Origin of the sequence: Sporomusa acidovorans (assembly GCF_900101845.1) — a bacterium.
In the GTDB taxonomy this organism is placed as follows: domain Bacteria; phylum Bacillota; class Negativicutes; order Sporomusales; family Sporomusaceae; genus Sporomusa; species Sporomusa acidovorans.
On sequence record NZ_FNAM01000006.1, the window covers coordinates 134,157 to 157,782 of the forward strand.

23 protein-coding genes and 1 pseudogene are annotated in these 23,626 nt (G+C 42.1%); 6 read left to right on the forward strand and 18 right to left on the reverse strand.

Annotated elements, in window-relative coordinates:
* Nucleotides 1–38 precede the first annotated feature (38 nt).
* Nucleotides 39–1,784 (forward strand): NADH-dependent [FeFe] hydrogenase, group A6, encoded by a 1,746-nt coding sequence (locus BLR65_RS06805; RefSeq protein WP_093793439.1) that lies wholly within the window; start codon nt 39–41, stop codon nt 1,782–1,784.
* A gap of 117 nt (nt 1,785–1,901) precedes the next feature.
* Here the strand turns inward: BLR65_RS06805 and BLR65_RS06810 are convergent, their stop codons facing one another.
* From BLR65_RS06810 to BLR65_RS06850, 9 genes and pseudogenes are all read right to left on the reverse strand, one after another.
* Nucleotides 1,902–2,399, reverse strand: coding sequence for a PDZ domain-containing protein (locus BLR65_RS06810; RefSeq protein WP_169717066.1), 498 nt, complete (start codon nt 2,397–2,399; stop codon nt 1,902–1,904).
* Nucleotides 2,332–3,012 (reverse strand): GrpB family protein, encoded by a 681-nt coding sequence (locus BLR65_RS06815; RefSeq protein ID WP_218130623.1) that lies wholly within the window; start codon nt 3,010–3,012, stop codon nt 2,332–2,334. The genes BLR65_RS06810 and BLR65_RS06815 overlap by 68 nt, the downstream gene beginning before the upstream one ends.
* Before the next feature lie 111 nt (nt 3,013–3,123).
* Complete coding sequence (locus BLR65_RS06820; protein WP_093793442.1) at nt 3,124–3,687, reverse strand: GNAT family N-acetyltransferase; 564 nt, start codon at nt 3,685–3,687, stop codon at nt 3,124–3,126.
* A gap of 263 nt (nt 3,688–3,950) precedes the next feature.
* A pseudogene (locus BLR65_RS06825) lies at nt 3,951–4,313 on the reverse strand (CatA-like O-acetyltransferase); the annotation flags it as partial.
* A gap of 150 nt (nt 4,314–4,463) precedes the next feature.
* Complete coding sequence (locus tag BLR65_RS06830) at nt 4,464–5,186, reverse strand: NAD-dependent protein deacylase (RefSeq protein WP_093793443.1); 723 nt, start codon at nt 5,184–5,186, stop codon at nt 4,464–4,466.
* A 33-nt stretch (nt 5,187–5,219) separates the two neighbouring features.
* Entirely contained in the window at nt 5,220–5,483 is a 264-nt protein-coding gene (locus BLR65_RS06835) for a TfoX/Sxy family protein (RefSeq protein ID WP_093793444.1), read from the reverse strand.
* 276 nt (nt 5,484–5,759) lie between these two features.
* The gene (locus tag BLR65_RS06840; RefSeq protein ID WP_093793445.1) at nt 5,760–7,055 is read right to left on the reverse strand and encodes a uracil-xanthine permease family protein; all 1,296 of its coding nucleotides are present in this window, start codon (nt 7,053–7,055) and stop codon (nt 5,760–5,762) included.
* 48 nt (nt 7,056–7,103) lie between these two features.
* Complete coding sequence (locus BLR65_RS06845; protein ID WP_093793446.1) at nt 7,104–7,487, reverse strand: hypothetical protein; 384 nt, start codon at nt 7,485–7,487, stop codon at nt 7,104–7,106.
* A gap of 190 nt (nt 7,488–7,677) precedes the next feature.
* Entirely contained in the window at nt 7,678–9,750 is a 2,073-nt protein-coding gene (locus tag BLR65_RS06850; RefSeq protein ID WP_211285287.1) for a sigma 54-interacting transcriptional regulator, read from the reverse strand.
* Between the two features lie 398 nt (nt 9,751–10,148).
* Between BLR65_RS06850 and BLR65_RS06855 the strand changes: the two genes are divergently transcribed.
* The 3 genes from BLR65_RS06855 (at nt 10,149) to BLR65_RS06865 (ending at nt 14,010) form a co-directional block, all read left to right on the forward strand.
* On the forward strand, nt 10,149–10,373 hold the full coding sequence (locus BLR65_RS06855; RefSeq protein WP_093793447.1) for a double zinc ribbon domain-containing protein: 225 nt from the start codon (nt 10,149–10,151) through the stop codon (nt 10,371–10,373).
* Nucleotides 10,374–10,598: 225 nt separating this feature from the next.
* Nucleotides 10,599–13,190, forward strand: coding sequence for a molybdopterin-dependent oxidoreductase (locus tag BLR65_RS06860; protein ID WP_093793448.1), 2,592 nt, complete (start codon nt 10,599–10,601; stop codon nt 13,188–13,190).
* A 1-nt stretch (nt 13,191) separates the two neighbouring features.
* Nucleotides 13,192–14,010, forward strand: a complete 819-nt coding sequence (locus tag BLR65_RS06865) for a 4Fe-4S dicluster domain-containing protein (RefSeq protein ID WP_093793449.1) — start codon at nt 13,192–13,194, stop codon at nt 14,008–14,010.
* A gap of 78 nt (nt 14,011–14,088) precedes the next feature.
* Here the strand turns inward: BLR65_RS06865 and BLR65_RS06870 are convergent, their stop codons facing one another.
* A complete protein-coding gene (locus tag BLR65_RS06870; protein WP_093793450.1) occupies nt 14,089–14,403 on the reverse strand; it encodes a hypothetical protein in 315 nt (104 codons plus the stop codon).
* Nucleotides 14,404–14,565: 162 nt separating this feature from the next.
* Nucleotides 14,566–15,150, reverse strand: coding sequence for a TetR/AcrR family transcriptional regulator (locus tag BLR65_RS06875; RefSeq protein WP_093793451.1), 585 nt, complete (start codon nt 15,148–15,150; stop codon nt 14,566–14,568).
* Between the two features lie 181 nt (nt 15,151–15,331).
* Between BLR65_RS06875 and BLR65_RS06880 the strand changes: the two genes are divergently transcribed.
* Nucleotides 15,332–16,522, forward strand: a complete 1,191-nt coding sequence (locus BLR65_RS06880; protein WP_093793452.1) for an MFS transporter — start codon at nt 15,332–15,334, stop codon at nt 16,520–16,522.
* Nucleotides 16,523–16,658: 136 nt separating this feature from the next.
* Here BLR65_RS06880 and BLR65_RS06885 read toward each other — a convergent pair whose 3' ends face one another.
* Nucleotides 16,659–17,003, reverse strand: a complete 345-nt coding sequence (locus BLR65_RS06885) for a winged helix-turn-helix transcriptional regulator (protein ID WP_093793453.1) — start codon at nt 17,001–17,003, stop codon at nt 16,659–16,661.
* Between the two features lie 135 nt (nt 17,004–17,138).
* Between BLR65_RS06885 and BLR65_RS06890 the strand changes: the two genes are divergently transcribed.
* Complete coding sequence (locus BLR65_RS06890) at nt 17,139–17,534, forward strand: pyridoxamine 5'-phosphate oxidase family protein (protein ID WP_093793454.1); 396 nt, start codon at nt 17,139–17,141, stop codon at nt 17,532–17,534.
* A gap of 169 nt (nt 17,535–17,703) precedes the next feature.
* Here BLR65_RS06890 and BLR65_RS06895 read toward each other — a convergent pair whose 3' ends face one another.
* From BLR65_RS06895 to BLR65_RS06920, 6 genes are all read right to left on the reverse strand, one after another.
* Complete coding sequence (locus BLR65_RS06895; protein WP_093793455.1) at nt 17,704–18,195, reverse strand: GNAT family N-acetyltransferase; 492 nt, start codon at nt 18,193–18,195, stop codon at nt 17,704–17,706.
* Nucleotides 18,188–19,111 (reverse strand): alpha/beta hydrolase, encoded by a 924-nt coding sequence (locus BLR65_RS06900; RefSeq protein ID WP_093793456.1) that lies wholly within the window; start codon nt 19,109–19,111, stop codon nt 18,188–18,190. Before BLR65_RS06900 ends, BLR65_RS06895 begins: the two co-directional genes overlap by 8 nt.
* Before the next feature lie 165 nt (nt 19,112–19,276).
* Nucleotides 19,277–19,828, reverse strand: a complete 552-nt coding sequence (locus BLR65_RS06905) for a histidine phosphatase family protein (RefSeq protein ID WP_093793457.1) — start codon at nt 19,826–19,828, stop codon at nt 19,277–19,279.
* A gap of 287 nt (nt 19,829–20,115) precedes the next feature.
* Complete coding sequence (locus BLR65_RS06910; protein WP_093793458.1) at nt 20,116–21,237, reverse strand: trypsin-like peptidase domain-containing protein; 1,122 nt, start codon at nt 21,235–21,237, stop codon at nt 20,116–20,118.
* A 273-nt stretch (nt 21,238–21,510) separates the two neighbouring features.
* The gene (locus tag BLR65_RS06915; protein ID WP_093793459.1) at nt 21,511–22,989 is read right to left on the reverse strand and encodes an Lsa family ABC-F type ribosomal protection protein; all 1,479 of its coding nucleotides are present in this window, start codon (nt 22,987–22,989) and stop codon (nt 21,511–21,513) included.
* A gap of 381 nt (nt 22,990–23,370) precedes the next feature.
* On the reverse strand, nt 23,371–23,626 hold a 256-nt coding region (locus BLR65_RS06920), incomplete at its 5' end, for a hypothetical protein (RefSeq protein WP_218130624.1).

Sequence of the window (23,626 nt, forward strand, 5' to 3'; positions counted from 1 at the left end):
TGGATAAAGATAAAGGATAATCAAGGGGGCGTAGTATAGTGGAGTATGTGAATATAACGATTGACGGACAACAAGTACAAATGCCGCAAGGGACAACTGTTTTAGAAGCCGCAAGAAGTATTGGTGTAAAGATTCCTACTTTATGCTACCATCCCGAGTACAAACCGGAAGGCTCTTGCCGAATATGTTTAGTTGAGGTCGTAGGTGCAAGAAGTCTGGTAGCTTCTTGCGTTTTTCCCGTAAGCGAAGGGATGGTTGTTAATACTAATACAACCGATGTACGTGAAGCCCGTAGAGCAGTAGTTGAGTTGTTGCTGGCTAACCATCCGGAGGATTGCCTCTCTTGCCAACGAAACTTACATTGCGAGCTACAAAAAATTGCGGCTGATTGTGGTATCAGAAAAATTAGATTTGAAGGAGAAAAGAAGGATTATCCGGTTGATAACGATAATCCTGCGCTAGTTCGAAATCAAAATAAGTGCATTCTCTGCGGAAGATGTATCCGTGCTTGTAGCGAACTTCAGGGAGTTAACGTATATACCTTTGCCAATAGAGGCTTTAATACTACCGTATCGCCCGCTTTTAATGTTGGTCTGCATAATGCAGCCTGTACCTTTTGTGGACAATGCGCTAATGTGTGTCCGACTGCTGCTATTGTTGAGAAAGATGATACTAAAGAGGTGTGGGAGGCGCTTCACAATCCAACGAAACATGTTGTTGTACAGACCGCGCCGGCAGTTCGGGTTGCTTTAGGTGAAGACTTTGGGTTACCAAGTGGTCGTATTGTAACTGGCCAAATGGTTGCGGCTTTAAGACGTATTGGTTTTGATAAGATATTTGATACTGGTTTTACAGCCGATGTGACCATTATGGAAGAGGGTTCTGAATTTATTGAGCGGCTGACTAAGGGTGGAACACTACCGATGATTACTTCATGCAGCCCTGGCTGGATTAATTTCGTCGAACTTATGTATCCAGACTTACTCGATCATTTATCGACAACAAAATCACCACAACAGATATTTGGTGTGCTTGTTAAAACCTATTATGCTGAAAAATTTAAAATCGATCCTCAAGATATAGTGTCTGTATCAGTAATGCCATGTACCGCCAAAAAGGTAGAGGCCCGTCGGGAAGAAATGAAATCCAGCGGATACCAGGATGTTGATTACGTACTTACAACGCGTGAAATAGCCCGGATGATCAAAGAGGCTGGAGTTGATTTTGGTAACTTAAAATCAGAAGAATTTGATGCTCCTTTAGGTATTTCTACCGGTGCGGCTGTAATATTTGGTACTACTGGTGGCGTGATGGAGGCAGCTCTAAGGACGGTATCCGAGGTAATGACAGGTAAAACGTTAGATTGTCTTGAGTTCCACAATGTACGGGGGCTTACAGGTATGAAGGAAGCTGAAGTTACCATTGGTGAGAATAAGATAAAAGTTGCTGTTGCTCATACGTTGGCTAACGCACGAATCATTATGGAAAATATACGTAAGCGAGAAAGCGATTATCATTTTATTGAGGTTATGGCTTGTCCTGGAGGTTGCATTGGGGGTGGAGGGCAGCCATTGTCTACATCACCTGATATTCGCAAACAACGGGCGGAGGCTATTTATGAATGCGATAAGTCCGCGGCTATTCGAAAAGCCCACGAAAATCCGGCAGTTCAGGAACTGTATGCTACCTGGTTAGGAAAACCGTTAGGTGAAAAATCACATCATCTATTGCATACGCATTATCATGCACAAAAACGTAATTATTTAAAAATGAAAAAAGATTAAATTTCAGATAAATATCCAAATATTCTTCTTCCCATTCAACGGCAAAATATTTTAATGTGTTATATAAACGATAATTATGTATACGAGTCTTCCGAGTCTTTAATTCAGTTACCTTTGTTATAAAATTTTTTCCTCCCTTTTGTATTCTGATAATAAATATGCCTTTTCCAATATTACTACCTCGTGTGCCCCTTGCGGCTTTTCCAGCGTTAATTCCAGCCGTGAAACGGAATTGTCACGCATGACGCTGCGCCAGTAAACTCCTGTTTTTTCAGAAGTTTTTATACCATTAATTGTGATAATTTTATCTCCCACATGAATATGTGCCCAATCGGCAGGTGATCCCTCCCACACGCCAGTAACAACAAAAATCCCCTGCTCATTTTGCTCCATTCCTAAACCTAGACTATATTCATCTTTAGGTAATTCAATCTTTCCATTAGGAACTAACCATGATTTTTCCTCCGGATAATCAAGAACTACCGTAAATTGTGATAAAAAGTCGTGACCCACTACGGGCGTTTCCGATGAAGTAACAACCGCCTCTTTAAAATCGTAATTTCCAACTGTAACATGCGCCAGCGCTACAATATTCTTTGCAGCATTTATCAACATACTCTGCTTTTGCCATTTGGGTATATTGCAAAATAAAATCCGACTTAGCTGCTGTATATCCATCCCGATCGTGCTCATATTTTTCTAACAATCTTAATTTTAGCTGACCATATTGATCGGCAACTTCTTTATGCTCCATAAGATAGTCCCTGAAATACAATTCACCCCAGTTATCATAATAACGGACATGTAAATGATATACCTTTTCTGCAAATCCCTCTTTGGTATATCCTTTATTAAATATTCGTTTCATACATGGATTGTCAGTAGATGACATCAATATCCAATCATTATGTGATAGAATATCTGTTAATTTTTCAATATTAGTTGCATTATCTATTTCCAATAAAATATCCACTGTTGGCTTAGCAATTAATCCTTCAACCGCAGTACTTCCTATATGGTTAATGCGAATTATATCTTGTTCATCAATACAGTTTAGCAGCCGCTGTTTCTCAATTTCATACCAATTTTTGTATTCTTTATTATGCTCTTTTAAGATTATAGGAAATAGCTCCCACAACTCTACCAATGTCATGTCCGACAATTCTTTCCCCATATAGTTATCTTTCCTTTGTATCATCATAATTACCGTTATTATTTTATTTATCATTGCAACATAAAAAATCCTGCAATAATGAATTATTTTGCAGGGATGTCAATAAAGCATGAAAACAATCGGTATTATGTGCCTTTGCTGTATAACTGACTTTTTGTCTGCGCATTAAGGGCAATATAACGCTTTCAATTTATTATATTCGTCTTTTAGGATACCCATAAAAATAGTATCTGTATAATGACCGTTAATATAAAAGGCTTGCCTGGAACGCCCTTCCTCTACAAAACCACAATTCAAATAACACTTATATGCTCGTTTATTATAATCGTGCAAATGTAATTCCAATTTGTTTAAATTTAATCTATCAAATACAAAATTTTGCAACAGCTTAATGGCTTCGGTTCCAAACCCTTTCCCTAGCAAATCTTTTTTACCAATAACAATACCCATTTCAGCAATACGGTTTTTCCAATCAATTCTAATAATATCTATCTGACCGATAAATTTCTCTGTCTGTCTATCAGCAATAACAAAATGCTTTTGCGTTTCTGACTCGCCTTCAAGAACCGTATGCAAAAATCTTTCTGTCTCATTTAAAGAATGAGCATGCAAGAATATATCGGACAAATTATCAACGATTTCCGGATCATTAACCCATTCACGCATGCAAGCCAAATCCTCTTTTTTATATTCCCGCAGCATTATCCTGGAACCGAATATTCTTGGCATAAGAAGCGCCCCCCTTTTTCATATTTTGGAAAATGAAATTAATGATCATTATATCACTACAAAAATTAGTACGTCAAATTAGTTTAATCGCTTCGCATAGCGTGTTCCGCAGGGGACGTTTTTCTATTTAATTTTGCTGATAGAAATAGTTATCTGGTAATTTCCGAATGCCAAAACTGAATCTAAAAAATAATTCAAATCCTCTTGAGATTTGACCTGGACTTTTAGCAGATATCAGCCTTCGCCGCTGATTCGGTTAGCTTCTACCACTGCTTCGGTATTATGTAAAAATGTCCAATGTTTTTATTTTGTGTAAAAATAGGTTGCCGAAAATGAATATGAAGTTGCTTCCCCACGTCAGTTTTACCCAACAGGTTCGATAGATCATCCGTTTCTTTCTCCATATAAGTAAACGAGGTGTCAATTGATTCGTATAAAACAACCGCGCCGTCAAGGAAACGATATCTGAATTCCTCAATTTCATTCGCGCATTTCGTAACTGCATAGATAAACGCCATAGTAAAGAACCAATTTCTTTCCTTAACCAGCTTTTTAAAGCGCGTCACGTCAAGTTCAAAGCTGACACAATATTGAGGCTGTACCGCATTCCTATATATCTGGCAATACTCTTTTCCATGTTTCTAAATCTATGACATTGTACTTGTTTCCCATAAACGCACCTTCCTTGATTATATCTTCTAGGAGGACTCAGCGGAAAGAGGGAAGCAAAGGGACATTTTTTGCTTCCTATATCCGCATCTGACATCACAATACCTTCATTCTATAGAAATTTGCCCCAGTACCTCGCCGACGCTGGCCTGAATTAAAAGATTAGCTCTCGCATCAGTAGCGGTTGACGCCCGGTTAATTAGAGTTAAATTATTGCCGCGATAATAATCAATTAGTCCGGCAGCAGGATAAACTACTAAGGAAGTTCCTGCAACAATCAGTACGTCGGCTTTTGCTATAAATGATCTAGCCCGCTGCATGGTGTCCCAATCCAACCCCTCTTCATATAAAACCACATCAGGTTTTACTTCGCCGCCGCAGGAACAAGTTGGAATTCCTGAGCTTTGCAATATAAATTTTTCATCAAAAAAAGCGTGGCAGCGTCTGCAATAATTTCTCTTTACGGAACCGTGAAGTTCTAACACGGTCTTACTTCCCGCCATTTGATGTAATCCATCAATATTTTGCGTTATCACTGCTTTCAATTTACCCGCCTGTTCCAGTTCGGCCAGCTTATAATGGGCCTTATTCGGTTTGGCTTTAGAAAAAATCATCTTATCGCGGTAAAAATCAAAAAATTCGGCTGTGTGCTCAACATAAAATGTATGGCTCAGCATCACTTCCGGCGGATACTGATAATGTTGATTGTATAGCCCATCAACACTCCGGAAATCAGGGATTCCACTTTCAGTCGATACCCCCGCCCCACCGAAAAATACGATATTATCGGTGTTTGCAATAATTTTTTGTAACTGTTCGATCTGATTCATTTTCACCCTTCCTTTCCAATACATAAGATACTGCTAGGAATGGTACTGTGTATTAAAGAATGTTTTTAATTCCTGTTTAGTATCAGGAGATAGATGCTTATCCGGGATGCCAAGAATAGCGCCCTGTATTCCGTACAACATGTGCAGGCAGGCGCCGGGATCACGTTGGAGACGGATACGTTGAAATGCCTCCTTCGCGCCAATAGCTCTAAGCTGCTCCGGCGTCTCAATGCCGACAGCCACCAGATTTGCTTCTAGCACCTTGCCTATGTTGGGCAGTGTGGTCAATTTGCTCATACCAACACCTCTCTTTTAATCCAGTTCGTTTTTTCTCAAAGACTTTTAAGTCAAATGTGGGATTATCCTTTCCCGCATTTGACGTCTTTAACGCCGTCTACAATTTATTATTTAAGTACCTATTCCCACAAAAATATAAAAATCCTGCAAGATTTTATTGGCTTGCAGGGGAAGCGTGAAAGTTGAGTATTATGCAGCTAGATGATATCCTTAGTTCTTGCTTGGTTGCTGCAGCTAACAAAATATCCTGTAACTGTGCTTGCTGTCTCTCACGCCCTATTGAGGCGTTTTTCTATTGCCCCGAAATATAACATGCTCGAGCAATAAAGACACAATAACCCCCATGACGAAACCATTCGCCAGTATGGGACGCAGTCTGGCCGGGAAGGAAGCTACCACTTCCGCTGGCAGGAAAGCTACCATGATTCCGATTAGTATCGGTAACCCGATTAAGAGTGCATAATCAAAATAGGGTTGTTCCATTGCTGTGAAGGCCGTCGTCAGACCGGCAGCTACCTGAGTACACATAATAAACAATAAAATACAACCAATAACGACCTCCGGTATAAAGGATAGATAGAATAAGACTTTGGGCAAAAAGGCCAAGGCCAGCATGGTTATCCCTGCGGGTATAAAGGTAGAACGCGCTGCACAACCGGTAGACGCAATAACACCCGGACTGAATGAAAAGTTGACCGGGCCGATGACACCCATAAACCCTGCCAGAGCATTGCTCAGACCGGTAAAGGTAATGCCGCGTGTAATCCGCTTTGGCATCTCATCAGCCTGTAATACGGAACCTACCGCCTGAATCGAGCCCAGGTCATTAATAGAGAGCCCCAGGAAGCAAAGTAAAAACGCGATGATGAGTCCGGGATCAATAACCATACTCGTTGTCAATTGATCGAAAAATCCCGCCAGTAGTGGCAGATCGGCTGCATTAGCTACCTGGATCCAGGTGGGGTTTAGTAAAAAATAGGCTAAACTGCCGAAAATTATTGCCCATAAGATGAGGGTTGCCTTCCATAAACCCGTAAGTAGACGTTGGCCGGTAAACATCAGCAGAATCAGTACTAAAGCAAAACCCAGATGCATGCTGGAAGCACTCTCACCTGAACTGCTGCTGATTAGCTTCATGATCGTAGGCATCATCGTAAATGCAATCAATAGCAGGATAACGGCGACTACCCGCGGCGTGAAGAGTCGGCGCAGGGATGCAAACAGGCCGCTGGCAGCTAAAAGAGTTAACACTAACCCGCAGATCATGATACTGGAGTAGATCGCTCCTGACGAGTTGGTCTGGGAAGCGAGAATGCCGATAAGCAGTACGGTTGCCGGCCCAATGACCAGCGGCAGCCGATGTCCCCAGAAGATTTGCAGTAAAATGCTAACCGCCGTAACGGCAAAGGATTTTTGCATGTAGAGCAATCCGGCTGCTATTGTCCCTTGCATACCCCCTAAAAGCTTTCCGAAAATGATTACTGCCGGAATCGTAATAGCTAACCACTGCAGACCATAGATTAGATTCTCTTTCAGGGGTGGCCGCTCTTCTAAATCATATTTAACTTTCATGTCTAACCTCCTACTGTAATAAACAAGGCCTATCTCCTGCTAGAGTTGCTATTTCGCTATGATAAGCTTCGGCCTTGGCGCAGTACGTTCCGGCCAAATATAACCCATAATTTTATATTCAGTATCTGACTGGTACGTAATCATTTTTTGCTGTACTTGCTTGTTATGTGCGAGCGTATCAAACCGGATACCCGTATCCTTGACGTCGCGGACAATACCGACCATCATTTTGTTTGCTTGGTCAGAAAGAATAACGATTGATCCCAGCTTGGCGTCGGCGGCAGAATTTTTAACCGCCCAACCGTTCCGGCGAGCCTGATCCAGCCAGGTTTCAGTCGAACCACTCCAATTAATCCCCGGAGCAGGAGCCATTTTGTCGAATTCTTGCGCAACAAACCCTTCCGGGGATGAGGCTGTAAAACCCTTATACAAAGGGCCATCACTGCAGTCTCAAGCCATAGCGGCTGATGGGGCAATGACCAAAAATACAATAGCAGCAACCAGTGCAAAGACCAATTTCTTCATGTGAACCTCCCGCTAAATTGTTTTGGTAAAGAGCCGAACGCTCGATTATTGAGTTATCCTTATAACAATGTCACGTAGCTTCGGGGTAGTGTCCGGGTTATTTGGGAAGAACGATATCATATTCCTTAAATTTTCTATATAACGTAGTTTTACCTATTTCTAAAATATCTGCGGTATCTGCGACGTTATAGCCAGTATGCTTCAGGGTGTTTTTTATTGCTCTCTTTTCTATTTCCACCATAGATAGCAAATGGTCAGAAATCGAATCCATATCGCTGTCGTGATAATCATTAATTATCTCATCTGGTAAGTTATTCATTGTTATTAACCCGTCCTGGGCCATATTGACAGCATAAACCATAGCATTTTCCAATTGTCTAATATTACCCGGCCAGCTATAATTCTTGATCTTTGTTAGCACATCTTTACTTAGCCTGGGAACTATCAGGCCCATTCGTTGGCTTATTTGCTCAATGAAATATTGGGTTAATAAAATTATATCGTCATCTCTAGACCGTAACGGAGGAATCATTATCTTAAAAACAGCTAAACGGAAATAAAGGTCCTCGCGGAATTGTTTTTCCTGAACCATATGATAGAGATCTTTATTGGTGGCCGCAATCACTCTGAAATCAACCGGAATATAATGATTGCCGCCAAGTCTTAGAACCTTTTTATCTTGTAAACAGCGTAGTAAAACAGGTTGAATCTCAATCGGCATATCGCCAATTTCATCTAAAAAAAGCGTTCCTCCGTTAGCCAATTCAATTTTCCCCGGACGCCCCCTCCTCTCCGCTCCGGTAAAAGAACCGGCCTCATAGCCAAACAATTCACTCTCTATTAGATTTCTGGGAATAGAAGCGCAATTTAGCGCAACAAAAGGACCTTCGGGGCGAGAGTTATTATGAATTGCTTGTGCAAATAATTCCTTTCCTGTGCCACTTTCTCCCATAAGAAGTGTACATGCAGGGATCTGCGAAACTTTTATCGCATCCTTTATCGTCTTTTTAATTGCCGTGCTTTCTCCGATTATGCTATTAAATGTATAAGTTGCTTCCGTACCTCCCCTATGAGTAACTAACCGGTTTATCTTTTCCGAGCGTGAGAAACGCATAACGGCGCCTGCCAAAAATTCTCCGGTTTCATTCAAGATAGGTTCAATCGTAATTAAATACTGAACCTCCGATTTATCGTTAACTATGGTTGCTTCATAATCATGTATAGGTTTACCTGTCTCCAGCACTTTGTCTACGGGAATTTGCTTTGACATCAATTCAGTGAAATGTTTATTTTCTATATCCGGAGTTAATTTCCCAAATATTTTTGCAGCTTCTTTGTTGATATGCGTAATTATACCTTCATTGTTTAGAGTAATAAAACCCTCATCAACGGCTGACAATATTGCTTGTAAAGTATCATTCAGTTCATTTAAATCATGATTGCGGTTCCTTAACTGTAATTCATTTTCAATTGCATAGCCCATAGATATTACCCAGCCCAAAGAATGTATTTGGGTTTTATTAATGTTTCTGTTAGCTGTCATTTGCACTACGACTAATGTTCCAATAATGTCCCCGGTTTCATCGACTATTGGTGTTGACGAACTAATATTATCTTGTAAAACCATGCAATAATTATATGGGCCAGCCAACTGCACAGGTTTGCAAAGTTGAATGCTTAAAGCATGGGCAGTGGTACCTATAGTCTGCTCACTCCAAATTGCTCCGGGTCGTGCATTTATTGCATAAAATGCATTCGCCTCACCTTGCTCTCCCAGCGTAAACAATATAGTCCCCGTTTCGTCGGTTAGGATCATGTAATAATCTGAATTGGCTAATACATGATAATATTTTTTGATAAAAGGTACGGCTGTCTCAATTAACATTTTTTTGTTATTTATTCGGTCTCGAAACTCTTGGGGGTTCATGTTGGAACCTAGTGCTTGCATATAGGGATCTACCCCGTATTTTTTAGAACGGCTCCAGGATTTTGCTACATCAAGATTCATAAAGGACATTTTTTTCGGATCTTCATTGCTGCTTATAAATCGCGTTTTAAAGTTTTTTATTTTATTCCATGTTTCTAAATTCATCTCAATAAGCGGATCATTATTATCTGTTGTAGTTGAAATTTGTACGCCATTAGAATAATTTGCTTTAGTCCGGTCCATAGCCATCACTCCTATGCAACTACAATACTTATCTAATTATATATTATCATATTTTTCCATCAGGTAGTATCTTGATCCTGCGTATCTGTATTTATCGTTAATAAATTTTCGTAATTTAAAAGAAGATGTTGTACCATTAAATCATTTTTGTTGATGGCTATGGTGATTTGGGGAAGGAGCTGATTCTCCAGTAATTGTTACTTATTCTGTTTTGGAACTGAATTTCCCATTTCGGAAGTTTTTTTTTGTGTAAGCATCCGGTTTTATAGCTATTCTCTAGCAAATCGGAGTTGGCATGAAATATGCATTTTGTCAGAAGCGAGCAGAAAGTACAGTATAGAATACTTCCCTTTTTACACTATACTGTTAATTATTCAAAAAAACAGGAGGATTTTTACATGTGTTTTCGACCACCAACAGTAAAGAAACCAAAGAAGTGTCCGGCATGCGGCACGCTTAACCCCGCAGCTATTAAGGTATGTAATAAATGCGGTGCGGAACTGCCTGGAGATACGCTGCCCTGCCCGCACTGTGGCGTTCAACAGCCTGCCGCCAACAAAGTATGCAAAAACTGTGGATTTAATGGAAAACCCGGTTCCGGTGACCCGGCGAAACATAAATAAGGTAAGCTGATCGTCTTTAAAACGCTTTAACAGTATTTCTAGCGGCAATTTATTATCAAATAATGAAAATTTTCTTAAATGTTTTTATATATAGACATTTTTAGAAAATAGGCGTGTGGCGGGCGGGAATGATGTATTTTACAAACAAGAAGGGAGCGGTATAGTCTCTAAGTATTTTGGATTGACCGGCAGACTTTTAGACTTTAAATTTAAGGAGAGGTGAACATGGTGAACCAAAAAAACAAGGGTAGTAATGGGGAAAAGACTTGCCTCAAGGGTATTGGCTGGCTTGGTTTTGGACTAGGAGCTAATACTGCAGCAGTGGATGTGAAAGACGGCAAAATTATAAGAATCCGTCCCTTTCACTATGAGGATAAGTACAAACGCGAACATATGAAACCATGGAAAATTAAGGCGCGCGGCAAGACTTTTGAGCCTACTATGAGGTCTTTGATACCTCCATTCAGCATAGTTTACAAGCAAAGAGTTTACTCTAAAAACCGTATTTTGTATCCTCTTAAACGTGTCGATTGGGATCCCGCCGGCGAACGGAACACCCAAAATCGTGGCAAAAGTAAATATGCACGCATTTCTTGGGATGAGGCGGCTACATTGATAGCCGAAGAGCTCCAAAGGGTGCAAAAGAAATATGGTCCTTATTCGGTGCTGGCTGCTGCCGATGGGCATGGTGAAGGCAAATGCATTCACGGTCCTCACGGCTGCCAAACACATCTTCTCGATCTGCTGGGTGGCTATACCTTACAGGCACGTAATCCGGATAGCTGGGAAGGCTGGTACTGGGGCGCCAAACATGTTTGGGGAACTGACCCTGTAGGCCAGGGAATTCAAAACAACCTCTGGCTGGATTGCTCAGAGAATACTGAAATGATGCTGTTCTGGGGCTGCGATCCGGAGACAACACCCTGGGGTTGGTCAGGCCAGGCAGCTAGCCGCCTATGCTATTGGTTTAATGAAATCGGCATTGAAACAATTTATGTCTGCCCCGACTTTAACTACGGCGCTGCCGCCCATGCCGACAAGTGGATTCCGGTAAGGCCGAATACGGATTCAGCTCTGCAATTTGCTATTGCCTATACTTGGATCACGGAAGACCTCTATGATAAAGAATATGTCGCTACCCATGTTCATGGGTTTGAAGAATTCAAAAAAGAGGTCATGGGTGAAACCGATAAGATTCCCAAGACCCCGAAATGGGCAGAAGATATCTGTGGCGTTCCGGCCAGAATAATCAAAGCGCTGGCGCGAAAATGGCATAAACAGGCCACTTCTACAGCGCATTGCAACGGCGGTTCCTATATCCGCTCGACCTATTCGCATGAACCCGGACGCTTGGAAGTATGCCTGCTGGGTATGCAAGGCTTGGGAAAACCGGGCCGCAATCAGTTAAAAATGATCGAATGGCAGTTCTTTGCCCTTAACGAACAAATGCCCGGTCCCCGCAGCGAGGTTATCCCCAATGTGGCCGGAGCCTATCATGGCTGGGCGTTTACCGGCAATGAAAGCCTGATCCCGAAAACCTTGATTCCCCAGGCCATTACCACGGAAGAACCGTTTACCTGGTATGGGTCTTCCATTGCCGGGTTCCCCAAAGAGGATCAATTTGTGCAGTATAAATTTCCGATTGACGATAAAAACAGCACCCTGCATATGATATGGTCGGACGAGCCCTGCTGGACCACGTGCTGGAACGGCGGAAACAGAATGATCGAAGCGCTGAGAAGCCCGAAAATGGAGTGTATCGTTTGTCAGCAGCCCTGGATGGAGAACGATTGCCTGTTTGCCGACATTGTCCTTCCCATTAACACCAAGCTAGAAGAAGAAGATATCTCTACCGATGTTTATGCCGGCGAATTCAACCTGGTATATCATGAAGGCCAGTGCATTGAGCCACTGGGGGAATCCAAGAGTGACTATGAGGCCGTCGGTGAAGTTGCCAAAAAACTGGGCCTCTATGAAGAGTATACCAAGGGTAAATCCATTGAAGAATGGGTTAAAGAGGGCTTTGACCATTCGGGTATTGAGAACATGATCAGTTATGAAGAATTTAGAGAAAAAGATTATTATGTAATCCCGACCGCTGATGGCTGGGAAAATGACCCCAGAGGATTCGGTCCCTTCGCTGAAGATCCTGTAGTCCATCCGCTTGATACACCAACAGGGAAATTGGAATTCTTCTCCACAGATTTAGCCAAGTATTTCCCTGATGACAAAGAACGTAAACCAGTTCCCCAATGGATTCCTTTCGGTGAATCTCACTCCGAAAGTCTGCTCCATCCCCGAGCAAAAAAATATCCGTACCTGATTGTTTCCAACCATCCCCGTTGGCGAGTTCATGCTAATCTGGACGATTGCGCCTGGTTGCGGGAAATTCCTACCTGCAAGGTTAAGGGTCCTGATGGCTATCTGTACGAACCATTATGGATCAATCCAATTGATGCCAAAAACCTTGGCATTAAATACGGCGATGTTGTAAGAATTCACAATGACCGTGGCTGGACTTTAGGCGGAGCATATGTTACCGAACGGATCATGCCGGGGGTTATTTATCAGGATCATGGCTCCAGATTAGATCCGATTGTTGCTGGTGAGAGTGACCGCGGCGGTGATAATAACCTGATTTGCCCGGGCATGATTACATCCAAGAATTGTGCCGGTGAGGTAACCAGCGGCTTCCTGGTTGGCATTGAAAAAGTTGATGTTAATGAATTACGTGCTCAGTATCCTGATGCCTTTAATAGAGCATATGACGCTAAATCAGGACTAATCATCGACGCTTGGCTTGAGGAGGGGAAATAACATGAAAGTATTTGTCATTGATGTTGCCAAGTGCAACGGTTGTTATGGCTGCCAGGTTTCATGTAAGGATGAGCATTGTGATAATGAATGGCTCCCATATGCGAAAACTCAGCCAGAGACGGGCCATTTCTGGATGAAGATGAACGAAAAAGTATTGGGCAGTGTGCCGAAAGTTAAAATGTCCTATGTAGCAACGCCATGCATGCATTGCGAGAATGCACCTTGTAAAGAAGCAACAAAAAATGGCAGTGTTTATACACGCGAAGACGGCCTGGTAATTATTGATCCGGAAAAAGCCAAGGGGCAGAAACAACTAGTTGATGCTTGTCCTTATGGTGCAATCTACTGGAATGAAAAGCTGCAATTGCCGCAAAAATGCACCGGCTGCGCTCACCTTGTTGACGAGGGAAAACTTCCGCGCTGCGTGGATGCATGTCCGACTGACGCAATCCGGTTTGGGGAAGAAGCTGAGCTTAAAGAGCTGATCGGTAAAGCCGAGGTCATGAAGCCGGAGTTAGGCTTAATGCCGAAGGTTTATTACTTGAATCTACCGAAAAACTTCGTAGCTGGTGCCGTATTTGATCCAATTGATGATGAATGTTTGGAAGGTGTCAAAGTAACTCTTACTGCTGTAGGGCAGAGTAAAAATTATATTGCAACAACTGATGGCTTTGGTGACTTTTGGTTTAAGAGGCTAGATGCAGGCACCTATGCTCTCAGGCTAGAAAAAGAAGGGTTCTACCCGTTTAGTATGAAGAGTTTTGAAGTCGCTGAAAGTGTTAATGTTGGTGATATTGCGCTAAATAAAAAGCTAGATTGATACTAATTGGGTATCTCTGAAATTGTCCCGAAGTTAGTTAGCTTCGGGACAATTTCATTAATTGAGAAAATATGTATGCTATCTACGTCCCATTTCCATTATTTCATGAATTGCTCTTTCGTGACGCTGAATTTCACGCTTTTGGCGCTCATGCCAATGTTGCTTTGACTCAAACGGACGCCGCTTCATTTCCTTTTCATGCCGCTCGTTTTCCTCGCGAATTCTACGCTGTTTTTCTCTCTCCAGATCCCGATGATGGTGTTCATCCCGCTGCTCAAACCCCGAAGGATCATTTGGTCTAGGCGGGGCTGCTGCCGCTACCGAAGCAAACATACCAACTTGCATTAACCCTACCATGGAAAATATAATTAGTTTTTTAGCTAACTTTTTCATACAAGCACTCCCTCTAGTTTGATTGAATCCATGCTTTAATCATAATCACCATTATTTAGAATTTCCTTAGATGGGCTTAAAAACAAAAAAGCCTCTCTCCCATCATGCTTTTGAGACAGGCCGCAATCGTCAAAGAATTACGCTTAATTAAGCTCTTACCGCTTAATTATGTACTTTCTGAATGCCTTCAAACGCGTATTTTATTAAAACTCTTATAAACGCTTCATCTATGCTCTCACCGGTTACTAATAAACGATAGAATAGTGGACCATAGATTAAGTCAATGCACAATTCAAGATCCAGGTCCTTGTTTAACTCTCCTCTTTGCACCCCTCGCTCTAGAATTCGCCGTGAATCGAGTCTGCGGGGATTAAAGTATCTAAGACGGTATTCTTCCGCCAGCTTTAGATCAAATTGTCCTTCGGCAATTAATTCAGTAATTACCTTACCTTCCCGGCTCAATAAAAAATTGGCTAAGTTGCTGACCTGAATGGCGATATCTTCCATTACGGAACCGGTATCAGGCACAGGAAGCCTAGACATAGCCGCAGAAAGAAATCCGTCCATAACAACCGCAGCTTTGTTTGGCCACCATTTATAAATGGTGGCTTTACTCACTCTGGCCCGTTCGGCAATTTTCTCAACCGTTACATTTCCGAAGCCCTGCTCCAGCAACAAATCATACGAAGCTTCCAGAATAGCTTTTTCCGTTGCGGCGTTACGTGGACGCCCTTTTTTCTTTTCCAAAAAAAATCCTCCCGTAAGAATAAACTATACGTACATTATACTAAATAATTTTAGTAAAAGAAAATAAAATTACCTCTTTACAGTACTAAACGTTTAGTATATAATTTAACCAATATCTAAACTGTACGTTTAGTATTATATTACTATGATGCTAAACGCGAAAATGAAAGAAGGTAATTATATGAACACTGTAGAGATTAAAACCAGGAAAGCTCCCAACTGGATTCCTTCTCTGTTAGCCGTCGCATGTGGTGTATTTGTTGCTAACCTTTATTATGCGCAGCCCTTAGTAGGCCCTATCAGTAGCGACACCCATCTTCCATTGGCATCCTCAGGGTTAATTGTGACGTTAACACAAATCGGCTACGTTATAGGCTTATTATTCATTGTCCCCCTTTGCGACCTCATCGAAAATCGACGGTTAGTTTCCAGTATATTAGTAGTTGGGGTTTGCGCATTGATTGCGGCAGCCTTAACACACAACGCGACAATTTTCCTGATAACATCCATGTTTATCGGCCTAGGTTCCGTAGCTACCCAAATACTTGTGCCCTACGCAGCTCATTTAGCACCTGAGGAAAAACGCGGCCAAATGGTAGGCAATGTAATGAGCGGCCTGTTGCTGGGAATCATGCTTGCCCGGCCGATGGCCAGTTTCGTTACTGACCTTTGGGGGTGGCAGATGATCTTCATTTTCTCAGCTATTATTACGGCAATACTGACTGCTTTGTTGGCTTGTGTACTTCCCGAGCACAATCCTTCGCCTTCTATGAGTTATGTTGATTTAATTAGCTCCTTGTGGTCTCTTTTTACAAAAACGGCTGTTTTACGCCGCCGTGCGTTCTATCAAGCTTGCCTGTTTGGGGCATTCAGTCTGTTCTGGACAGTAATTCCACTATGGCTGGCCAGCCATTTCCATTTATCACAGCAGGGTATTGCTTTATTCGCCCTTGCCGGTGTGGCCGGTGCAGCAGCTGCTCCAATAGCAGGAAGATTGGCTGATAGAGGCTGGACCAAAAGGTTGACGGGTTTGGCCATTTGCGTGGCAATCCTATCTTTTTTACTTACTCATTTATTTCAAGATTCATCAGACTACTCGTTAGCAATCCTTGTCATTGCCGCCATCATTTTAGATATGGCGGTTTCCGGCAATCTAGTTCTGAGTCAACGGGCGATATATTCTTTAGGCGGGAAAATCCGCGGGCGAGTGAACGGCGTATTTATGGCTGTATTCTTTATCGGTGGAGCAATTGGGTCTGCATTAGGCGGCTGGGCATATGCCTATGGGGGCTGGGTGTTGGCTTCCAATCTCGGGCTAAGCATGGGAGTTGTTGCATCATTATATTATCTCACCGAAAAAAGCAGTTCGTGATGGACTCAATCCGGCTTCCATGCGAACTAAAGCCACAAACGCCTGCACTATGTTTCCTTTATGCGCATGGCACTTTTGACACATATGATAACCATAAATAAAAGCTCACACATTATACGCAAATAATGCTGCAAATTTATAATTTCGTACAATCCCTTTTTTTTGAAAACATAATATATTCATCGCCCCAATCCTTTAGTGATTTTATAACGGGTTTAAACTTTTCCCCCATATCGCTTAACGAATATTCTACTTTGGGCGGTATTTGATTATATACCGTTCTTATTATCAATCCATCCTTTTCTAACGTCCTAAGCTGCTTAGTCAGCGTAGCCTGAGTAAGTCTTGGAATTTCCCTTTGCAATTCACTAAATCTCATGGTCTTTTTCGCTAAAAGAAATAAAATAATCAATGTCCATTTCCCCGAAAGCAGTTTCTGCACCGTAACATAGGGGCATATACCAAAGTCCTCTTCTCTCATGTTATCCTCCCATAGTATCTTCTAGTATACTTAGTATTGTACAAAATCGTACTTGAATATATTTGTTGTACACATTAGAATAATATTAGATAGAACATCAAAGGTCAAGTAAATAAATACCAAGGGGGTTTTTTTATGCAAGAAGTATACGATTTTTTGAAAAAATGCAATACCTATTACCTTGCTACAGTTGACGGTGACCAGGCCAGGGTCCGTCCTTTCGGAACTGTAGATATTTTTGAAAATAAGCTCTATATTCAAACAGGCAAAGTCAAAAATGTTTCCCGGCAAATGCAGGCAAATCCCAAAATTGAAATTTGTGCTTTTAATGGCGGCGAATGGATTCGGCTCTCCGCAACCGCGGTACGAGATGATCGGTTAGAAGCCAAACAACATATGCTGGCTGCCTATCCAAGTTTACAGGATAGATATAAAGCGGATGATGATAATACCGAAGTACTATATCTGAAAGATGCCACTGCCACGGTTTATTCCTTCACGGGCGAACCCCGCGTAATACTTAAACCCTGAGTCAATTAACGATTCTCTACTCATTGTTACTAAGCTTACCCATTATAACAAGCAGTCCTACCAGAAATTGTTCCGTCTTCTGATAGGACTGTTTCTTTTATGCAGGGAACCCGAATGACTGATACCAAAAAAGAGCCCAAAGGCTCTTTATGTCATTAGCAGCTTATTTTTATTGAACAAGCCATTGGTACATTACATAAGCGTCTACAAACCCTTTTTCCTTGTGATTGAAAGCCTTGGGCAACGTACCTACTATAGTAAAACCACACTTTTTCCAAAGTTCAACGGCCACTTTATTCGTTGATACTACAAAATTATATTGCATTCCCTTAAATCCCAATCGTACTGCTTCTTTAAGGGAATGTTCACACAAGGCTCTGCCTATGCCTTCTCCGCGAAATTTTGCGCTAATTACATAGCCGGCATTGCAAATATGCGATCCTAAACCTGGTTGATTGGGCTTTATAAAATAGGTACCCGCAATTTGCCCATTATGTATGGCTACGTAGGAAGCCGACGGCGTCTCCATCCATATATGGAATCCCTCTTCCCTTGAAGTGTCAGGTGAAAAAGAATACGTGTCTCCCTTAGAGAAGGTTTCGTGTAAGATAGGCCAGATTCCAGCAAAATCCTGATTCGTTGCCTGCCTTATTTCAACCATTTTCTTTACCTCCTTTAGGCAATGCATTTTTAAACGCACGCCGCAGTTGAGAATAAATTAGTGCCCACGCTGCATTTGCCGCTTCCTCCGGGCCAAAATGAGTAAAAGCATGACAGCAGCCGGAAAATTTCCTGAATACCACTTCTATCCCGGCATCCGCCAGACGCTCGGCATAGAGTCTGTCTTCTTCGTACAGCGGGTCAAATTCTGCCGCAATGATAAGGGCCGGTGGCAGTTCCTGAAGGTTTTTCTCCAGAAGCGGCGAGACAAAGGGATTTTTGGTGTCCTCTTCGCTGCGGATGTAACAGGCAGTAAAAAGATTAACCAATTTAGGTGTCAGCATCGTTTCCTCCGGATGGAGATGTTTATTGTAAGCGTCAATGGAATTGTCCAGTACCGCATAATCTAATATTTGGTAAATGATTGGAAATTCCCGTCGGTCCCGGGCCAATAAGCAGATCGCCGCGGCTAGATTACCACCGGCGCTGTGCCCGCCCACGGCAATCCGCCCGGAATCGATTCCCAGTTCTTCCGCATGGTCATGTACCCATTTAACGACGGCATAGCTTTCTTCTAATGGTATCGGGAACTTACATTCCGGCGCAAGCGGGTAGTCGATGTTGACGACGACACAGTTAACAGCATTGGCTATCTTTCTGCACCATACGTCATCATCTTCCGCACTCCCGAGGATAAACCCGCCGCCGTGCAGACTGACAAAAACAGGGTATCGCACCTGGGTCTGCTGTTTCGGCGTATAGATAAGAATACGCGTCCTTCCGGCATCCGTTATTACTGTGCGGTCAATAAAATGTCCTACCGGCACAGCTTCTTTCGGCAATTTGTCTTGATAAGAAGACTGGGCCTTTCTGATTTGCACCGCAATCTTAAGCATTTTCTCTGAATCTTCTAGCATAACCAGCACCTCTATTTAGTCAGCAAAATTCTTTTGGGGGAAGCTTCTTTCATAAATACCTGAAAAGCGTTACTGACCAATAATTTATTGTCCCATTTTGCCGATCCTCCCATTGTAAATTTGTTACTTTGCGCTGGTAAAGAACATTCCAAACAAGCTATTTCGTTAGGTAGTTTTCGTAAGTTTTTTTGTAAATACTTGTATTTTTCCATGTCGAGCTTTCCTTATCCTTCCGCCAGTAAACCCCTTATTCAATAATTCCTGCTGGATATATATCATAAGGAAGCCATGTGTAACTATTAGAATATCGCTGTTGCCCGCTTCCAGGATGCCCGCAATAAATCGTTGTATCCTCCACTTTGTCTGTCTCATCGTTTCGGGTTGAGACTGATGTGAGCAATACCAGGCTAGCCTTCCTGCTGCAAGCCAGAATGGGTAAGGCAATTTCAAATTCGTTTCTATAACTGGTGCAATTGGCACTTCCCGTAGTAATCCAGTTTTTATAATTTCCCCTTGATAGATATGCTGCGCCGTCTCAACCGCTCTGGGTAAATCACTGCAATAGCACTTATCCCAATTGTCTGTCCCTGCCGGTAAAGCAATAGGTTTTGTGGGTGAGCAGTCATATTGGTTAACCCACTCTCTGAACTTTGCTGCATTCATCAGAAATTCATGAGGACAGTTCACCTCAAAATGCCGCACTAAGCCTATTTTCATAAACTTTTCCACTCCGTCAGTAATTTAAAAAAACTTACAGTTTATACTTCATTCGCCGCTTTCCGGTTATCCCCTCTACATATAAAAAAACGGCACAATCTCAAATTGTACCGTTCTGAATGAGTCAAGTGACGATTCTCCATCTCATCTTAACTGGTTTTTACTTGCAGCACTTTTCTTATTTTTTCTCTCATTCCATTTTAGTCCTTATCTAAATTGTGTATCATTTGTAAACTTCCGTTATAAAAGGATGAGTCGCGGAACCGTCCCTTGACTCACCCTTTTGTTTACTTTTCTTCAATTTTTACTGGAACAAATAGTGTTTTACCATCTCTATGAATTAATACGACCACGTCTTCTCCAATTTTGGCATTCGCTACTTCTTTTTTTAAGGCATCCGGGTCTTTCACTTTTTTCTTATTATATTCAAGAACAATATCGCCCCGCTTAAGGCCGGCCTTTTGGGCAGGAGAGCCGTCTACAACCGCACTTACCAATACTCCTTCCGGCTCTTGTAAGCCAAAGTAATTGGCAAGCTCCTTCGTCATGGGCTGCATGTAAATTCCCAACCATGGTCTAATCACTTTACCGTTATTCATAAGCTGATCCAATACCTGGGTAACGGTTGAACTCGGAATGGCAAATCCAATTCCCTGGGCCTGCGCACTAATCGCCGTATTAATACCAATTACTTCCCCTTGGAGGTTTATCAACGGACCGCCGCTATTGCCCGGATTAATCGAGGCATCTGTTTGCAAAAGATCGGTAAACTGACTCCCATTAATGGTAAGCGGTCTGCCTTTTGCGCTGATAACACCAACGGTAACTGTATGATCAAGTCCATACGGGTTACCAATCGCTATGACCCAGCTGCCTACTTCCAGTTTGTTTGAATCCCCAAACTCCAGAGAGGGAAGATTATCACCGGCATCAATCTTTAATACCGCCAAATCCAATTGTTCATCGGAACCAATTAATTTAGCAGCATAGGGTTCCTTCCTGCTGGTTAAATAAACATCTATTTTGGTAGCATTGGCAATTACATGATTATTCGTTATGATGTACCCATCTTTCGAGGTAATAAAGCCTGAACCCAATGATTTGGCTACGCCCGGTTGTCTTTTAAACTGTTCGCCAAAGAATTCTCTAAAAAAGGGATCATTGAGAAACGGATTTCCTTGATTTTGCACTTGCATTTCAGTCTCAATTTTAACTACAGCCGGTCCTGTTTGTTTTACAATAGTCTGGATGGTGTCAGGCCCCAAAAATACACTGGGCGAGGCTATCCCCATATTTTGAGCTGCCTCAGCAGATGAAACTCCGGCTCCAAGAACCAAACCGGCCGTAAAAAATCCAGTTAAAACCATAAGCAAAACGATACTTACTAAAGATTTCTTATTATGCTTCATACATTCTACCTCCTCAGCGAGTCAGACGACAGCAGTGAGTCAGGTGACGGTTCTTTGACTCACAGTAATGAGTCATTGGTGATTTAGTCACTGCCATCCTGGCTTTTGTTCGAACTAAATTCATACTTTGATTATGTATTAATACTCTATTTAGCATGATCATGCAAAATTCCTGCAAGGTTTGCTTATCGGCAGACGAAAATAATGATCATGTCAGTTAACCGAAAGCCTCCTGTCAGCTTAGATTAACAGGAGGCTTTCGATATGCGCTGCTTAAAGCTCAAAAATCTTGGTCGCGATATTTTTGCAAAACTCCCTGTCATGTTCCACAAAGAGAATCGTTGGCGAGTATGCAAGCAGTAATTCTTCTATTTGCATGCGCGAGATCACATCGATGAAGTTAAGCGGTTCATCCCAGATATATAAATGAGCTTGCTCACAAAGACTTTTGGCAATCAGTACTTTTTTCTTTTGGCCACCGCTAAAAGCAGACAGATCTTTGTCAAATTGAATTCTGGAGAAATCGAGTTTTCTTAAAATAGCCTTAAAGAGACTTTCATCTATATCATTCTCTCTGGCATAGCCGGTTAGATTGCCTCGAAGGTGGGAGGTATCCTGCGAAACATAGGAGATCGTAAGCTGACTTGCCTTTCTGAAAGTACCTGTATAGGTGATGTTTTCTCCGCCAATCAGCTTCATAATGCTCGACTTGCCTGAGCCGTTCTTCCCGTAAAGTGCGATTCTGTCACCCTGCTCAATGATAAAGCTCACACCCGCACAAGCTGTCTTTTCGCCATAGAATATGGAAACCTTCTCCAGCTCTATGAGACGGTCTGCATGAAAACTCAAGGGAGAGATTTTCAACCGCTCCGAGTTTTCAATATTCTTGAGCAGCTTCGACTTTTCTTCCATAGCGGATTGTTGTCTTGCTTCGACGGCCTTCGCGCGTTTCATCATCTTGGCGGACTTGTGGCCGATATAACCTCTATCCGGCCTCAAGCCGGAATTTTTTGTGCCCAACTTCGTTTTTTCCACTTTATCCGACCAATTAGCTGTACGTTTGGCGGCAGTTGACAGACGGGTAATATCTTTGCGGAGTTTTTCGTTTTCTGCAAGTTCAAACTGGTCCTGCATTTTCTTGTTTTCCCACCAGGAGGAAAAGTTCCCTTTTTGAATTTCAATATTCGTTTTGTTGATGGAAAGGATATGGTCAACACAGTTATCAAGAAAGGCCCGGTCGTGAGATACCAAAATAAAGCCGCGCTTAGAACGAAGATAATCACTGACAATTTTTCTGGCGTTCATGTCAAGGTGGTTCGTCGGTTCATCAATCAGCAAGAAGCTATTTTCTTTAAGAAACAAGGCAGCAAGCAACACCTTGGTTTGCTCTCCCTTAGACAGGGTAGCAAAAGGGCGATACAAAACGTCCGCCAAGACTCGCAGCAGCGAAAGCTCACGCATCATCTGCCAATGAAGATAATCCGGATAAATGCTTTCAATTACTTCTATGGTGTTGCTTTGTTCATCCGTTACTTCGAAAGGAAAATATTCAAAGTTTACCGTTGCTGAAATCGTACCGCGGTATTCATATTTGCCAAGCAATAAATTGAGGAAGGTAGTTTTGCCTCTGCCATTTCTCCCGGTGAAGCCTAATTTCCAGTCTGTATCTATTTGAAAACTGACGGTTTCAAATATGTTATCATAGCTGCCGTCATAGCTAAAGGTCAAATTGGTCACGTTTATTAAAGACATGTATCGTATCCTCCTGTATAAAATTGAAAGCTGCAAGAAAGTCAATTCTTGCAGCTCATAAATACAGCAATGTCAAGCCCCTGATAGGGCAGGACGAGGATATATTAAATGAGTGAAAAGAATGTTAACTTTCTTGCATAAGCACAACAAAACAAGAGGCATTTCCGCTTCATAATTTTATTATGCTTTTAAAATTAGCAAGAAAGAATAATCATCTTTTCAACTCCAATCATTTTATTTAGATAGTATTATATCATATTGTCTTTTGCCATTCAACAGGCATACCTTGCCTGTCCCGACTTTTACAGTTTAAAAAACGCGAGAAGCCCCTAGCCGTTGAAACTATGGGCTTCTTTGTAGTTGATTCATGTGTAAATTCTGTTATGCTACAGTAATATTTTTTAGAAATTTATTGAATACCTCCTGCCTTGGATAAACATTGTAAAAATTCGTGCCGAACGTTTCCTGAATTAACTTGTAGTCCAGCGCGATTTCGTCTTTATCCGAATAGACCAGCGTATCCACTATCTCGCCTTTTTTGTTTCGCACCTTTTGAAATGCAATCGCACCGCCGACATCGTCGAGGTGAATGATACCACCCTTCAAAACCTGACATGTCGCGGTACCCAGTGCTCTT

Bases quoted from the DNA above. Each gene is read 5' to 3' on its own strand.
- BLR65_RS06810 (WP_169717066.1), bottom strand. From the start codon at position 2,399: ATGTTGATAAATGCTGCAAAGAATATTGTAGCGCTGGCGCATGTTACA.
- BLR65_RS06815 (WP_218130623.1), bottom strand. From the start codon at position 3,012: ATGATAAATAAAATAATAACGGTAATTATGATGATACAAAGGAAAGAT.
- BLR65_RS06820 (WP_093793442.1), bottom strand. From the start codon at position 3,687: ATGCCAAGAATATTCGGTTCCAGGATAATGCTGCGGGAATATAAAAAA.
- BLR65_RS06830 (WP_093793443.1), bottom strand. From the start codon at position 5,186: ATGAATCAGATCGAACAGTTACAAAAAATTATTGCAAACACCGATAAT.
- BLR65_RS06835 (WP_093793444.1), bottom strand. From the start codon at position 5,483: ATGAGCAAATTGACCACACTGCCCAACATAGGCAAGGTGCTAGAAGCA.
- BLR65_RS06840 (WP_093793445.1), bottom strand. From the start codon at position 7,055: ATGAAAGTTAAATATGATTTAGAAGAGCGGCCACCCCTGAAAGAGAAT.
- BLR65_RS06850 (WP_211285287.1), bottom strand. From the start codon at position 9,750: ATGGACCGGACTAAAGCAAATTATTCTAATGGCGTACAAATTTCAACT.
- BLR65_RS06855 (WP_093793447.1), top strand. From the start codon at position 10,149: ATGTGTTTTCGACCACCAACAGTAAAGAAACCAAAGAAGTGTCCGGCA.
- BLR65_RS06860 (WP_093793448.1), top strand. From the start codon at position 10,599: ATGGTGAACCAAAAAAACAAGGGTAGTAATGGGGAAAAGACTTGCCTC.
- BLR65_RS06865 (WP_093793449.1), top strand. From the start codon at position 13,192: ATGAAAGTATTTGTCATTGATGTTGCCAAGTGCAACGGTTGTTATGGC.
- BLR65_RS06870 (WP_093793450.1), bottom strand. From the start codon at position 14,403: ATGAAAAAGTTAGCTAAAAAACTAATTATATTTTCCATGGTAGGGTTA.
- BLR65_RS06880 (WP_093793452.1), top strand. From the start codon at position 15,332: ATGAACACTGTAGAGATTAAAACCAGGAAAGCTCCCAACTGGATTCCT.
- BLR65_RS06885 (WP_093793453.1), bottom strand. From the start codon at position 17,003: ATGAGAGAAGAGGACTTTGGTATATGCCCCTATGTTACGGTGCAGAAA.
- BLR65_RS06890 (WP_093793454.1), top strand. From the start codon at position 17,139: ATGCAAGAAGTATACGATTTTTTGAAAAAATGCAATACCTATTACCTT.
- BLR65_RS06895 (WP_093793455.1), bottom strand. From the start codon at position 18,195: ATGGTTGAAATAAGGCAGGCAACGAATCAGGATTTTGCTGGAATCTGG.
- BLR65_RS06900 (WP_093793456.1), bottom strand. From the start codon at position 19,111: ATGCTAGAAGATTCAGAGAAAATGCTTAAGATTGCGGTGCAAATCAGA.
- BLR65_RS06905 (WP_093793457.1), bottom strand. From the start codon at position 19,828: ATGAAAATAGGCTTAGTGCGGCATTTTGAGGTGAACTGTCCTCATGAA.
- BLR65_RS06910 (WP_093793458.1), bottom strand. From the start codon at position 21,237: ATGAAGCATAATAAGAAATCTTTAGTAAGTATCGTTTTGCTTATGGTT.
- BLR65_RS06915 (WP_093793459.1), bottom strand. From the start codon at position 22,989: ATGTCTTTAATAAACGTGACCAATTTGACCTTTAGCTATGACGGCAGC.